This is a genomic window from Variovorax paradoxus (assembly GCF_029919115.1).
Classification (GTDB): Bacteria; Pseudomonadota; Gammaproteobacteria; order Burkholderiales; family Burkholderiaceae_C; genus Variovorax; species Variovorax paradoxus_O.
Genome location: NZ_CP123990.1, coordinates 115,076 through 128,583 on the forward strand (window position 1 = coordinate 115,076; position 13,508 = coordinate 128,583).

15 protein-coding genes are annotated in these 13,508 nt (G+C 65.9%); 9 read left to right on the forward strand and 6 right to left on the reverse strand.

Annotated features, from left to right (window positions below; translation table 11 throughout):
* Positions 1-23 precede the first annotated feature (23 nt).
* The 3 genes from QHG62_RS00505 to QHG62_RS00515 form a co-directional block, all read right to left on the reverse strand.
* A complete protein-coding gene (locus QHG62_RS00505) occupies positions 24-1,229 on the reverse strand; it encodes a M20 aminoacylase family protein (protein WP_281148867.1) in 1,206 nt (401 codons plus the stop codon).
* 77 nt (positions 1,230-1,306) lie between these two features.
* Positions 1,307-2,173: a pirin family protein gene (locus tag QHG62_RS00510; protein WP_281148868.1), complete on the reverse strand. Its 867-nt coding sequence runs from the start codon at positions 2,171-2,173 to the stop codon at positions 1,307-1,309.
* Positions 2,170-2,760 (reverse strand): NADPH-dependent FMN reductase, encoded by a 591-nt coding sequence (locus QHG62_RS00515; protein ID WP_281148869.1) that lies wholly within the window; start codon positions 2,758-2,760, stop codon positions 2,170-2,172. The genes QHG62_RS00510 and QHG62_RS00515 overlap by 4 nt, the downstream gene beginning before the upstream one ends.
* Before the next feature lie 85 nt (positions 2,761-2,845).
* Here QHG62_RS00515 and QHG62_RS00520 point away from each other — a divergent pair, with 85 nt between their 5' ends.
* Both QHG62_RS00520 and QHG62_RS00525 read left to right on the forward strand, forming a co-directional pair.
* Positions 2,846-3,787 carry a LysR family transcriptional regulator gene (locus tag QHG62_RS00520; RefSeq protein WP_281148870.1) on the forward strand — a complete coding sequence of 314 codons (942 nt, stop codon included), beginning with the start codon at positions 2,846-2,848 and terminating at the stop codon, positions 3,785-3,787.
* Between the two features lie 24 nt (positions 3,788-3,811).
* A complete protein-coding gene (locus QHG62_RS00525; RefSeq protein WP_281148871.1) occupies positions 3,812-4,288 on the forward strand; it encodes an FKBP-type peptidyl-prolyl cis-trans isomerase in 477 nt (158 codons plus the stop codon).
* Between the two features lie 39 nt (positions 4,289-4,327).
* Here QHG62_RS00525 and QHG62_RS00530 read toward each other — a convergent pair whose 3' ends face one another.
* On the reverse strand, positions 4,328-5,944 hold the full coding sequence (locus tag QHG62_RS00530; RefSeq protein ID WP_281148872.1) for a CYTH and CHAD domain-containing protein: 1,617 nt from the start codon (positions 5,942-5,944) through the stop codon (positions 4,328-4,330).
* A 48-nt stretch (positions 5,945-5,992) separates the two neighbouring features.
* On the opposite strand from QHG62_RS00530, the gene QHG62_RS00535 reads away from it, so the two are divergent.
* The 3 genes from QHG62_RS00535 to QHG62_RS00545 all read left to right on the forward strand — a co-directional run bounded on the left by QHG62_RS00535 (position 5,993) and on the right by QHG62_RS00545 (position 9,140).
* Positions 5,993-7,366, forward strand: coding sequence for an amidase family protein (locus QHG62_RS00535; RefSeq protein WP_281148873.1), 1,374 nt, complete (start codon positions 5,993-5,995; stop codon positions 7,364-7,366).
* Between the two features lie 105 nt (positions 7,367-7,471).
* Positions 7,472-7,894 carry a VOC family protein gene (locus tag QHG62_RS00540; protein WP_281148874.1) on the forward strand — a complete coding sequence of 141 codons (423 nt, stop codon included), beginning with the start codon at positions 7,472-7,474 and terminating at the stop codon, positions 7,892-7,894.
* 79 nt (positions 7,895-7,973) lie between these two features.
* On the forward strand, positions 7,974-9,140 hold the full coding sequence (locus QHG62_RS00545; RefSeq protein WP_281151842.1) for a pirin family protein: 1,167 nt from the start codon (positions 7,974-7,976) through the stop codon (positions 9,138-9,140).
* A 28-nt stretch (positions 9,141-9,168) separates the two neighbouring features.
* Here QHG62_RS00545 and QHG62_RS00550 read toward each other — a convergent pair whose 3' ends face one another.
* A complete protein-coding gene (locus QHG62_RS00550) occupies positions 9,169-9,459 on the reverse strand; it encodes a YciI family protein (RefSeq protein WP_157616473.1) in 291 nt (96 codons plus the stop codon).
* A 148-nt stretch (positions 9,460-9,607) separates the two neighbouring features.
* On the opposite strand from QHG62_RS00550, the gene QHG62_RS00555 reads away from it, so the two are divergent.
* Together QHG62_RS00555 and QHG62_RS00560 are read left to right on the forward strand one after the other, a co-directional pair.
* Positions 9,608-10,678, forward strand: a complete 1,071-nt coding sequence (locus QHG62_RS00555; RefSeq protein ID WP_281148876.1) for a M4 family metallopeptidase — start codon at positions 9,608-9,610, stop codon at positions 10,676-10,678.
* On the forward strand, positions 10,675-11,013 hold the full coding sequence (locus QHG62_RS00560) for a protealysin inhibitor emfourin (protein ID WP_281148877.1): 339 nt from the start codon (positions 10,675-10,677) through the stop codon (positions 11,011-11,013). The genes QHG62_RS00555 and QHG62_RS00560 overlap by 4 nt, the downstream gene beginning before the upstream one ends.
* Before the next feature lie 42 nt (positions 11,014-11,055).
* Here QHG62_RS00560 and QHG62_RS00565 read toward each other — a convergent pair whose 3' ends face one another.
* Positions 11,056-12,384, reverse strand: a complete 1,329-nt coding sequence (locus QHG62_RS00565) for an Nramp family divalent metal transporter (protein WP_281151843.1) — start codon at positions 12,382-12,384, stop codon at positions 11,056-11,058.
* Between the two features lie 116 nt (positions 12,385-12,500).
* Here QHG62_RS00565 and QHG62_RS00570 point away from each other — a divergent pair, with 116 nt between their 5' ends.
* Together QHG62_RS00570 and QHG62_RS00575 are read left to right on the forward strand one after the other, a co-directional pair.
* Positions 12,501-12,809, forward strand: coding sequence for a putative quinol monooxygenase (locus tag QHG62_RS00570; protein WP_281148878.1), 309 nt, complete (start codon positions 12,501-12,503; stop codon positions 12,807-12,809).
* 85 nt (positions 12,810-12,894) lie between these two features.
* Complete coding sequence (locus QHG62_RS00575) at positions 12,895-13,491, forward strand: hypothetical protein (protein WP_281148879.1); 597 nt, start codon at positions 12,895-12,897, stop codon at positions 13,489-13,491.
* The last annotated feature ends 17 nt before the right edge of the window (positions 13,492-13,508 follow it).

The window sequence follows — 13,508 nt, forward strand, 5'->3', positions numbered from 1 at the left end:
CATCATTGAGTGGCAATAAAACTTCAGGTACCCGATGGCAGCCAGCGCTGTACCAGCTTCACGAAATAACTGGCGCCGATCGGGATGATCTCGTCGTTGAAGTCGAACGAGGTGTTGTGGATGATGCAAGGGCCGGGCCCGTGACCGTCGAGCCGATGGTCGCCGTCGCCATTGCCGAGGAAGGCGTAGCAGCCGGGCCGCGCGAGCAGCATGTGTGCGAAGTCTTCGGCGCCCATCACGGCGGGGAAGTTGTCGGTGACCATGCCGTCGCCCACCACCTCCCGCATCACGCCCGCGGCAAAGCGCGCCTCGGCCGCGTGGTTGACCACCGGCGGCGAAGAGCGGTTGAAAAAAACCTCGGCCGTGCAGCCGTGCGCGGCAGCCACGCCGGCGGCCACCTCGCGCAGCCGTGCCTCGATCTTGTCGATGGCATCGATCGAGAAGGTGCGGATGGTGCCGCCGACCGTGGCCATATCGGGAATCACGTTGGGTGCATCGGAGCCCTGCAGCTGCGTCACGGCGAGCAGCGCGCGTTCGGTGCTTGGAATGGTGCGCGGCACGATGGTCTGCAGTTGCTGCGCGAGCGTGACTACCGCTGCCACCGGGTCGATGCCCGTGTGCGGCATCGACGCATGCGTGCCGCGCCCACGCACGGTGATCTTGTAGGTATTGCTCGACGCCATCAGCGCGCCTTCGTTGAGCGCAAAGCGGCCCACGTCGCCGACCGGAAAGTTGTGCAGCGCAAAGACCGCGTCGCACGGAAAGCGCTCGAACAAGCCGTCCTGGATCATCTTCTTGGCGCCGGCCTTGCCCATTTCTTCCGCGGGCTGAAAGATGAAATGCACCGTGCCGTCGAAGTCGTCCGGCCCCTGCTGCGACAAGTGCCAGGCCGCGGCCAGCAGCATCGTGGTGTGGCCGTCGTGGCCGCAGGCGTGCATGCGGCCGGCGTGGGTCGACTTGTGGGCGAATTCGTTGGCCTCGTGCAGCGGCAGCGCGTCCATGTCGGCGCGCAGGCCGATGGTGCGCGAGCTGGTGCCCTTGCGCAGCACGCCCACAAGGCCGGTGCCGGCAATGCCGCGGTGCACTTCGATGCCCCATTCGGCAAGCAGGCCCGCCACCTTTTCAGAGGTGCGGTGCTCTTCGAAACCGAGTTCAGGGTGGGCGTGAATGTCGCGTCGGATATCGACGAAGCGGGAGACGTTGTTGGCGAAGGAGTCGACGATGTTCATGAGGGTGGAAGCTGCGGCGGAGTCGTTCGAAGCGAACGATTCTGGCGCAGCTGCCCACCCGGTGCAAAAACACAGGCTCAGGCCAGCCGGCCTTCCTGCCGCAGCCGCGCGCCAATGCGGCGGATCTCGGCTTCGCCTTGGTCCAGCGCGGCCTTGCTCGTGTGCACCGAGTAGTGGCCCATCACCAGTTCGTGCGGATGCTTCACAGCCGACCCGAGGACGAAGGACGTATTGCCGCGCCCCACGAAGTCGATGGCCCCGCCGGATTCTTCGAACACCGCCAGCTCGCCTGTACCGATGGGTTCGCCGCCGGTGCCCGCGTCGAGCCGGCCCGCGCTGACCGCGACCCAGCCCACCGTGTGGCCTGCGGGCGGCGTGTAGCGCCAGTGCTCGCCGTCTTTCAGCTGCACGGCCAGATAGTTCATCGGTGCCGGTGCCGGAATGGGGCTTTGGGCCGCGCCATAGCGGCCGAGCAGCACGCGCGCCGGGCCTTCGACCGGCACCTGCAAGGGCGCCAGGTAGATGCTTTGGGCCGGTGCGTTTTCTTCGGATGCCGGCAGGGCCACCCAGAGCTGGAAGCCTTGCACGCGCCTGGTGTCGGGCGCGGGCGCGCCGTCGTGCCACACGCCGTTGCCGGCGCGCATCCACTCGACGCCGCCGGCAGGCAGCACGCCCTTTTCGCCGGTCGTGTCTTCGTACAGCGTGTCGCCTTCGATCAGCCAGGTGAGCGTGGCAATGCCCGAGTGCGGGTGCATGCCGAAGCCTTTGCGGCCGCCCGCCGTGTCGAAACCAAAGAGGTCGAGAAACACGAATGGCTTGAGAAACTCGCCCAGATCGCCCGGGCTCATCAGCCGGATGATCGGCCCGTGCTGCGAGCCCATCGTGCGGTAGACGATGGCGCGGGCTTCGGTGGCGGCGGGGAGGGTGGCGGTTGCGGTAGTCATGCAGCCTCCCTGGCGTTCTTCAGCGCCTTGGTCCACCAGGCAAGGTCGTCGAGCATGCCGCTGGCGGCCTGCGCCAGGTGCGGAAAGTCTTCGAAGGTCTTGCCCTGCTGCCAGATACCGAGGAACTCGACCATGCCGATGTGCACCGCATTGCGCACGGGCGCCATCTGCATCTCGACTGCGATGAGCCGCAGCTGCTCCACCGCGCGCGCAGCGCCCACGCCGCCATAGCCCACGAAGCCGATCGGCTTGCGGATGAACTCCTTGTAGGCCCAGTCGATCGCGTTCTTCAGCACTGCGCTCGGGCCATGGTTGTATTCGGGCGTGACGACGATCAGGCCGTCCAGTGTGTCGAGCTTGGCGGCCCAATGCTGCGCAGCCTCGTTCTTTACCGGCCCCCAGGCCGGCGCACCCGCCTCGTTGAAAAAGGGCAGCGGATGGTCGCGCAGGTCGATCAGTTCAAACGACAGATCGGTGCGCTGCCTGGCCAGCTCGTAGATCCAGTGCGCAGGCTTTTCGCCGAAGCGGCCTTCGCGGGTCGAGCCGATGATGATTCCGATGCGGGGTGATTGTTGTTGCGTGGTCATGGGCACAAGGTTAGGGTCGCATCCATTGATCGACTAGACGGCAGAATCGGATTGCACTCGTCCATTCAAAGAAGGAATTGCCGCCATGCTCGATCTCAACGACATCGCCATGTTTGTGCAGGTGGTGCGCCATGGCAGCTTTGCCGGGGCGGCGCGCAAGCTTGGCCTGCCGCCCAATACGGTGAGCCGGCGCATCCAGCAACTGGAGGCGCAACTGGGCACGCGGCTGATGCAGCGCTCCACCCGCAAACTCACCCTTACCAGTGCGGGCGAGGCGTTTCACGAGCGCTGTGCGGGCGCGGTCGACGGGCTGGTCGAAGCCGGGCAAGAGTTGATTACGGGCAGCCGGGAGCCCAGCGGCCTGATCCGCGTGGCGGCCACGGCGGACTTCTTCGACTTTTTCCCCATGGAATGGGTTGCCGACTTTCTGGCCGCGCACCCTCGGGTGCGCGTCGACTTTGTACTCAGCGACGCAAAAGCCGACCTGATCGCCGAGCAGATCGACATCGCATTCCGCGGCGGTGCATTGCCCGATTCAGGCTACGTTGCCCGCAAGCTCATGAGCGCCCGAACCGATGGCTTGGTCGCCAGCCCTGCCTACATTGCGGCGCGCGGCGCGCCCGCCACGCTGCAAGACCTGGCGGACCATGACTGCGTTACCTCGCCCCATCCGAGCGGCCGCACCGTCTGGCGCCTGACCAGCCCTGACGGCGTGGAAGAAGAGGTGCAAGTCGCGGGCCGTTTCAGCGGCAACACCGCCCAGGCCTTGCGCAAAGCCGCGCTCGCCGGTCTCGGCGTTGCGCTGCTGCCCCCCACCATGGCGCGGGCGGACATCGAGGCCGGACGGCTCGTCCCGGTTCTGCCGCAGTACCAGCGAACGGGGCAGGGGCTGAGCGTGCTCTATACGAGCCGTAAGCACCTGCCGCCTGCGGTCTCGGCGTTTGTCGGGATGGTGGTGGAGAAGCTGAGCGCAGGTGAGGCGTTGCCGGAGATGCTGCGCCTCGCGAATACCTTGCCCACGGCCTGATCGATTTCCACAGAAAATGCCTGCATGAAAATCGAAAAAGACACCGTCGTCACCCTCAAGTACAAGGTCGCCGATGCCCAGGGCAAGCTCATCGAAGCCAGCCCCGAGCCGATGGCGTACCTGCATGGCGGGTACGAGAACACGCTGCCCAAGATCGAGGAAGCGCTCGATGGCAAGGAAAAGGGCTACCAGACCACGCTGAACCTAGCGCCTGAAGACGCCTTCGGCCTGCGCGACGAATCGCTGGTGCGCAGCATTCCCAAGGCCGAGTTTCCGCCGGGCGTGAAGGTGGGTGGACAGCTGCAGGGGCGGCTCGATGACGGCACCGAGCACGTTTTCACGGTGATGAAGATCAAGGGCCCGGTGGTGCTGCTCGACGGCAACCACGCGTGGGCGGGCAAGGCGCTGAAGTTCAGCCTGCAGGTGACGGACGTGCGCGCGGCGTTGCCGGTGGAGATCGAGCATCGGCACGTGCATGGCGCGCATGGGCACCATCACTGATCGATTGCCGGTTATTTCGGCTTTTCAGCGCCGCGCCTGCTACTTCTTTGCCCAGAAGCGCGGCGCCTTCTCGATCTTGCCCAGCGCCTTGCGGCACGCCTTCGCGCCGGCCGCATGGCGCGCGCTGAACCAGCCGACGCCGAACCACGCACGCGCATTGCGCTCGGCAGCCTCCTGGTAGAGCTTGAGCGCAACCGCTTCGTCGTTGAACTCGCCCAGCGCGTCTTGCGCGGGCCGCAGGCGCTTCAGGTACCGCGCGGCGGCTGAGCTTTTTTCACCGTCCGCATCACCGAACAGCGGCGCCGCGAACTCGGCCAGGTAGCGCAGGCGCTTGAGCCGCTTGCGGGTGCGATGCTGGACTTCGGTTGGCAGGGATTCGAAGCGCAGTCCGTCTCGGACGACCTGTTTGTGCAAACGCTGCAGGCGCTTTCGCAAGAAGCGGCGCGCACCGCCGGCGTGCAGCGGTGCCGATTGGTCCTGCGCAGTTTCTCCGGCTTTCGCCACTTCAGCGTGCGTTGCGACGGTAAAGCCGATGAGCGAAACCAGCACCGACTGGAATGCCGGCGCGCGCACGATCTCGCCCGGAGACGGTGCGCCGGCCGCTGCCTGTTCGCCTGCAAGCGGATCGAATTCCGGTGCGCCCGCGCTGCGCAATTGCGGCTGCGCCAGCTTCGCGACCTGCTCTCGATCGCGCAGCGCACCAAGGGCGCGAAAGGCTTCGACCAGGGGTGGCTCCCATCCGGCAACGTCGAAAAAACCTCCGCGCGCGTCAAGCCCCGCGAGTTCGCGGAATGCGGTGCGCAGCCGGCGGATGCCGATGCGCAATTGGTGGATCTGTTCTTCGTCGGTGCTGCCGGCCGCGATCTCGCTGCCGTTGGGCAGTATCTGGGCCAAGCACGCTGCGACCACGGCTTTCTGGATAGCACGGCCGTCGCGCTTGTCGTCTTTTTCATCGGCAAAGCGTGGAGCTTCAGCCTTGACAGCCGGCACCGCTTCGAGCCTTGCGAGCAGGCGCGCGCCGCGCTCGGCCTTGGAAACTGTGCTGAACCACAGGCCGTGCTGCTGCGACCAGCGGCGCGCAAGCTCGACGAGCCCTTGCACATTGCCTCGCTTGAGTTCGAGTTCCAGCTCGCAGACAGGCGATTCGCGCTGCTCGGGCGTGCCTGCATTGGCGACGACCTTGCCGACGTCGAGTGCCAGTTCCACAACGGCGGCATCGGTGCCAGCGACACGCACGTCGCGCGTGAGCCGGACGATGTCGGTCGACTGGCGCTCGACCAGCGGCGCGCCGCTCTCCGCCAGCACCATGGCAAGCCGCTCGCCAACCGACGTGCCTTGGTGGCGCTGGGGGTCGACCGCGGGCGATGCGCCGCCCGACACGGCGCCAAGATCGACGTTGTGCTCGAGCCGGTGCAGGGCGTTGTCCCCGGTGGCCTTGACGGTCTGAACCCAGCGCGGCCCTTCCTTGCGCAGGCGCAGCACCATACCCTGGGCAGCCAGCGCCTGGTCGGCGGTGTCGAAATAGCGTGCTTGCAGGCGGGTGCTCACCACGGCGCCGCGCCGCATGGCGGTTTCCACCGCTTTCAGCCGCTCCGCGGGAATATGAAACTTGAACTCGATCTCCATGACGACCATGATGCCCTGTCTTTTTTTCATCGTGCACGCGGCTCCGTCTGCCGCTGCAGCAAGCAAGAAAGGCTCGCCATGGCCATAGGCTCCGATCCCACCTCCCTTCTGGCTGCGGGCGCCGCCCGATCGGCCGCCGCACTGGCCGCCGGCCAGCTGAGCGCCGCGGAGTTGTGCGATGCAGCCATCGCCCGCATCGAGTCGCTTGACGGCACGCTCAATGCAGTGGTGGTGCGCGACTTCGACCGCGCACGCCGCCAGGCGGCCGCAGCCGACGCGGCCCTTGCGCGTGGCGAACGCCGGCCGCTGCTGGGCGTGCCGATGACCGTGAAGGAAGCCTTCAACGTGGCCGGCCTGCCGACCAGCTGGGGGCTTCCGCCGTTTCGCGACTTCGTGCCGCAGCAGGACGCCGTGGCGGTTGCGCGCCTCAAGGCAGCAGGCGCGGTGATTCTCGGCAAGACCAACGTGCCAACTGCGCTGGCCGACTGGCAATGCGCCAATCCGGTGTACGGCCGGACGGTGCACCCGCTCGATGCGACGCGTACGCCGGGGGGATCGTCGGGTGGCGGCGCAGCGGCCGTGGCTACCGGAATGGTGGCATTGGAACTGGGCTCCGACCTGACGGGTTCTCTGCGCATCCCTGCGAGCTTTTGCGGCGTGTACACGCACAAGCCAAGCCACGGCCTGCTGCCGACGCGCGGCTTTGCATTTCCAGGGACCGAAGAAGCGCCGGCCGGCTTGCCCTCGGTGATCGGGCCCATCGGCCGTTGCACGGACGACCTCTCGCTGGCACTCGACGTGCTGGCCGGGCCCGATGCGGCCCATGTGGCGCAAGGCCGCTTCATGCTGCCGGCGCCGCGCCGCGCGGCCGTGAAGGATTGGCGTGTTCTCGTGGTCACCGCGCATCCGCAGGCCGCGGTCGCGGCCGATGTGCGCGCCGCCGTCGAGGGCGCCGGGCAACGGTTGATGGAGGCCGGCGCCTCGGTGGTTCATGCATCCGACCTTCTGCCCGATCTGGCGGAAGTCAGCGACACCTATGACCAGATCGTGCAGATCGTGCTTGCGCATGCAGAGCCCGGCGGCCGTTCGCCCAAGCAGCTGCACACCTGGTTCGACCTGCTGGCTGCGCGCACGCGCATTCGGGCGCAGCTGCGCGCACTGTTCACGCAGATCGATGCAGTGCTGTGCCCGGCAGTGGGATGCGCGGCCTTCGAGCACATGGCCGAGCCGGAGTGGGACAAGCGCGCGCTCACCATCGACGGCAAGCCGGCACCCTATGGCGCGCTGGCCGCATGGGCCGGGCTGGCAAGCCTGGGCGGCCTTCCCGCCACCGTCGCCCCTATAGGCTTCACTGCCGACCGACTGCCCGTGGGCGTGCAGATCGTCGGTCCGTATTTCGAAGACCGCAGCACCCTGCAATTGGCTGGACTGCTGGCGACGACTGCAAATTAAAAAACATGTGGACGCCGTCCATTTTCTTTGATATCTTTTGTGGACGGCGTACACAAAACGTCGGCAAACATCCGATCCACTCTTCATCGACATAGGAAGACAACCATGGCCAACAAGCAGATCTTCGTGAACCTCCCCGTCAAGAACCTGGAAAAGTCGAAGGCGTTCTTTGCCGCGCTGGGCTACACCTTCAACGAACAATTCACCGACGCCAACGCCGCGTGCATGGTGATCCAGGAAGGCAGCATCCACGCGATGCTGCTGGTCGAAGACTTCTTCAAGACCTTTACGGACAAGAGCCTCACGGACACGAGCAAGAGCACCGAGGTGCTGCTGTGCCTTTCGTGCGAGAGCCGCGCAGAGGTCGACGAGTTGGTGGCCAAGGCGGTGGCCGCGGGCGGCACGGTGCCCCGCGCGCCGCAAGACTACGGCTTCATGTACGGCCACGGCTTCCAGGACATCGACGGCCATCTGTGGGAGCTGAGCTACATGGACCCGAACGCCGAAGTCCAGCACCAGAATCCGTGATTTCCGGCGCCCAAGGAAAACAAGAACGATGCCCATCGTTCCATATGCGCTCTTCACTGTTGCACGGAAGGCACCTTCCCTGAAGCACGTTCGCCCCGATATTCCGAAGAACAATGCTGCCGCGCATTCCACGGCGCGATCAACGGAAAGGAATATCGAGGTGTCCAGCAACAACAACAGCAATGAAGAAGGCCGCAGCCCCGTGCTGCAAGTGAGCGCGCTCGGCTTTCCGTGGCAGACGATCGACCCGTTCCTGTTCTGCGTCTATCACGACGATGCCTATCCCAAGGCCAACGCGCAGATGGGGCCCGAGGCCCCGCTGGCGGGCCGGCAGATCGGCCAGGACTTCAGCCGCAAGGACGGCTGGAGCATGTACCACGGCGAAACGGTGCCGGGCTTTCCGTCGCACCCACACCGTGGCTTCGAGACGGTGACCATCGTGCGCAAGGGGCTGGTCGACCACTCCGATTCGCTGGGCGCCACCGCACGCTTTGGCGGCGGCGATGTGCAGTGGCTCACGGCCGGCAAGGGCATCGTGCATTCGGAGATGTTTCCGCTGCTCGACACCGGCGCGGCCAACCCGTTGGAGTTGTTCCAGATCTGGCTCAACCTGCCCGCCAAGAGCAAGATGGCCGATCCGCACTTCACGATGTTCTGGTCGGAAGCGATTCCGCGTTTCTCGTCAGACGATGCGAAGGGCGGCCGCACAGAGGTCGCTGTGATAGCAGGCCGCTTCGGCGATGCGGCAGGCAACGGCAACGCACCAGAGCCAATCGCACCGCTTGCACCGCCGCCCGATTCATGGGCCGCGCAAGCCAGCGCCGACGTCGCGATCTGGACGTTGAAAATGACGCCCGGTGCGCGGTGGACGCTGCCTGCTGCAGCGGGCGAGGGCACGCGTCGCATGCTTTACTTCTTCAAGGGTGCCGTAGCGCACATTGCGGGACAGCGCATCGAAGGCCCGGCCGCCATCGAGTTGCGCGCCGATGCGGCGGTGGAGCTGGTCAACGGCAACGGCGAAGCGAGCGAGTTCCTGCTGCTGCAAGGCCGTCCCATTGCGGAGCCGGTGGTGCAATACGGCCCCTTCGTGATGAACACGCAGGCAGAGATCAGCCAGACCCTCGCCGACTACCGCCGCACACAATTTGGTGGCTGGCCCTGGAGCGATCCGGCGCCGGTGCATGACCGCGACGCGGCGCGTTTTGCGCGGCACCCGGGCGGACGCGAAGAAAAGCCAAACGCCTGAAGAAGCGGCGAGCTGCCCCGGCGACGAATCAAAAAGTCTTAAGCAGCTCGACCGCCGGCGCGGTCATGCTGGGCACGAACTCGATCACGTGCGTGCTTGCCACGCCGCTCTGAACGAACGGGTCGCGCGCCAGCACCGCGTCGAGCGCGGCCCGGTCGCCCGAACGCGCGAGGATCACGCCGCCCTTGCGTGGCACCTGACGACCAGAGGCCACGAACAGGCCGCTTGCGTAGTGCTTTCGTAGCCAGGTCATGTGCCCATCCATCAATGCATCGAGCTCTTCAAGCGGACGAATGTAGGTGAGAGTGACGATGAACATGGACAAGGCGGCAGTAGATCTGGAACTACCGATCCTATGGCCTGAAGCGTGGGCATCCGTGACACGAGAAGTAACGGAGTGATCCATGTTTTGCAGCTTCTGATACCTTCTTTTTTGTCGCCTTCAATTGCCGTAGGGGAGCCGTTCGATGCCGCTTCAGTCGCCGCGCCTTTTGCCGCCTGGTTTCGTACCGCCGTATCTGCTCGATCGGCTGGCGGAGCGGGCGGGCGCCCATGCCAGTGCGCGGGCGGCACAAACACTGATGATCGACCGCGAGCATCGCGGCCTTCGCGAGGCGGCCGCCACGCAAGGCGTGTCGTCGGGCCGCCCGCCGGCTTATGTGCGGCGCGACTCGCCGCAGCGCGCCGTTCACGACGCCGAACACACCATGAGCCTGCCCGGCAAGCTGGTGCGCGCCGAGGGGCAAGCCCCCACCAACGACATCGCGGCCGACGAAGCCTACGACTACCTGGGTGCCACCTACCGGCTGTACCGCGACATCTACGAGCGCGATTCGATCGACGGCGCCGGCATGCCCCTGACGGGCAGCGTGCACTACGGCAACGACTATGACAACGCGTTCTGGAACGGCAAGCAGATGGTGTTCGGCGATGGCGACGGCGAGGTCATGAACCGCTTCACCATTGCGGTGGACATCATCGGCCACGAGCTGACGCACGGTGTCATCGACCACGAATCCGGCCTGGTCTACCAGGGGCAATCGGGCGCACTGAACGAATCGATCTGCGACGTGTTCGGCGTGCTGGTCAAGCAGCACTTGCTGAAGCAGACGGCGCAGCAGTCCGACTGGCTCATCGGCGCAGGGCTTTTCACTGCCAAGGTCGCGGCGCGCGCACTGCGCTCGATGGCCGAGCCCGGCACCGCCTACGACGACCCGGTGCTCGGCAAAGACCCGCAGCCTGCCCACATGAAAGACCTGGTCGTCACGCGGCAGGACAATGGCGGCGTGCACATCAATTCCGGCATTCCGAACCGCGCTTTCTATCTTGCGGCCACCGCCATCCAGGGCCCGGCCTGGGAGACTGCAGGCCGCGTCTGGTACGACACCGTGTGCGACAGGCGGCTGCGCCCGGACGCCGACTTCCTGGCCTTCGCGCAATTGAGCGCGGAGAATGCGGCCAAGCGCTTCGGCGCCGGCAGCGCGGCGCACAAGGCTATCGGCGCCGCATGGAACACCGCGGGGGTTACACCATCATGATTCAGCTTCCGCCTCTGGACCAGGCTTCGGTCGTGCGGGTCACGCGCGAAGGCGGCGTCGCCTACCTGCCGGGCCTTTCTCGGCCGCGCAGCTATCAACTGGGCAACTGCAGCGAAGAATTGCGCCAGCAGATCGGCGAAGCCTTGCAAAGCGCCGCACCACATGCAGAACAGCGTGACGGACCCGGTTCGGCGGGCGGAGACCAGCGCTTCTACCGCGTCGAAGTGGTGGTGGAGAGCGCCACCACGCATACGGGCTCAATCAGCTTCGAGGTGCCCGAGAGCGATGCACCGGAAGCGCTGGTGCATCTCTGGAAGGACGCGGCCGACCGCTGAGGCGCGGCCTTCCTGGCAAGTGCGGGCGGGCCCTTCTCTTCTCTACAAACCGCCGCGAATTGTGGAGGCCACCAGCCACACGTTGGCCGCGCTGATCACGCCGAACAGTCCCCAAGCCAGCAGCTTGATGACGGAGCCATTGGCAAAGGCGCCCATCAGCGCACGGCTGCTTGTGAACCGGATGAGCGGCCACATTGCGAACGGCAGCTGAAAGCTGAGCACCACCTGGCTCAGCACCAGCATCTTGCCCACGCCGCCGTCGCCAAACCACCAGACGCCGAGGAAAGCGGGGCCCAGGGCGAGCGCGCGCGTGATGAGGCGGCGCTGCCAGCACGGAATCTTCAGGTCCAGAAACCCTTCCATGATGATCTGGCCCGCAATGGTGCCGGTGAAGGTCGAACTCTGGCCCGAGGCCAGCAGCGCAATGCCGAACAGGGTGGCCGCCAGCGTACTGCCCACGATGGGTTCGATGAGCCGGTAGGCCTCGTCGATCTCCGTGACTTCCACATGGCCCGTGCTGTGAAAGGCGCTGGCCGCAAGCACCATGATGGCCGCATTGATCAGCAGCGCGAGCGAAAGCGAGAACACCGCATCGAAGGTGCAGAAGCGCACCGCCTCGCGCCGCGCCGCATCGCTGTCGCCCACAAGCCGGGTCTGCACGATGGACGAATGCAGGTACAGGTTGTGCGGCATGACCGTGGCGCCGACCACGCCGATTGCAAGGTACAGCGCGCCCGGCTGCTGCAGCCGCTCGAAGGTCGGCGCAAAACCCATTGCCACGCCGAACCAGTTGGGCTGCGACATCGCAAGCTCCACCACGAAGCAGCCTGCAATGGTGCCCACCAGCCCGAGCACGATCGCTTCGACGCGCCGGAAGCCAGCGCCTTGCAGCCCCAGCACGAGCAGCGTATCGAATGCCGTGATTGCAATGCCGACCGGAATCGACACACCGAACAGCAGATGCAGTGCGAGCGCACTGCCAAGCACCTCGGCCAAGTCGCAGGCGACGATGGAGAGCTCCGCGCCCAGCCACAGAAAGCGGCTGATGCGCGGCGAGTAATGTTCTCGGCAAGCGCGCGCAAGGTCTTTTTGCGCCACAAGGCCGAGCCGCACGCACAGCGTTTGCAGCAGCATCGCGGCCAGGCTTGCAAGCAGCACCACGAAGAGCAGGCCGTAGCCGAAGTGCGAGCCCGCCTCGATGTCGGTCGCCCAGTTGCCCGGGTCCATGTAGCCGACCGACACCAGAAGGCCGGGGCCGGCATAGCGCAGCAGTTTCTTGCCGAAGGGCATGTCCTGCGGGACCGCCACGCTGCCTTTGACTTCGGAAGGGCAGAAGGGCGCGGTGGCGGTGCGGGGCAGCGGAAAGAACATGCGCGCGATGATAGGGTGGCGCATCGGGTCTCGCGCGGGACCGACACCAAAGCGCCGGATCTTTTAGATTCGACGCTCGCCATTCCATCACCTTCACAACATCGGAGTCCGTTTCAATGATCCATGTCGTCGCCGTCATTACCGCCAAGCCCGGCCAGCGCGCCCAGTTGCTCGAAGCCTTTGCCGCCAACCGCGCAGCCGTGCTGGCCGAAGAGGGCTGCATCGAGTACGGCGCCACCATCGACGCGCAGGGCGTTCCGCCGTCGAAAGCCAGCTTCGGGCCCGACACTTTCGTGGTCATCGAGAAGTGGGAAACGCTGGGCCACCTGCAGGCGCACGCCGTCGCGCCGCACATGAAAGCCCATGGCGAGAAGACCAAGGCACTGGTCGAGAGCAAGCTGATCCACGTGCTCGAACCCGTCTGAGAGGCCCGGCAGCGGCCCTTCGCGCGCAGGGCAATGCCTGCTACCCTCGCGCCGGGATCAGGCACCCCGAGGAGGGACTCACTGCATGGCGATCTTCTTCAGACCGCGCGGCTGGCGCTTGCGCGCTTTCACCCCCTGGCTCTGTGCAACAGCCACGGCCGTGCTGCTGGCCGGTTGCGCGCAACTCGCCGCGCCGCCCTACGCAGCCGACTACGAGGCGCTCGACCGGCTCGAAGCCACGCGCCCCGGCATGGTGGCCGTGGCGAAAGTGCAGCCGAGCGACCCCGGCGACAACATCAACAGCTTGAGCCTGCGCCGCGCGAAACTGCTTTCGCCCAGCGGCACCTTTGCGCAATACCTGGAAGACGCGCTGATGCGCGACCTGGGAGAAATATCGGCGTACGACCCCAAGGCCCCGACCCGCATCGCGGCGCGAATACTGGTCAATGAACTCGACCTTGGCGTGATCAACGGCACGGGCCGCATGGACGTGGAGGTGGTGGTAACGCGCGCCAGCACGCAGCGGCTGCGCAAGACCTACCGCGGCGAAATCGCCTTCGATTCGAGCTACGCGAACATCGTGGCCGTGCCCGCCGGGCAGGCCGCCTACCCGAGGCTGGTGCGCGCGCTTTTGCGGCAGATGTATGCCGACCCGCAATTCATCGCGGCCATTGCGCCGTAGAACCGGAGAGAGCCGCA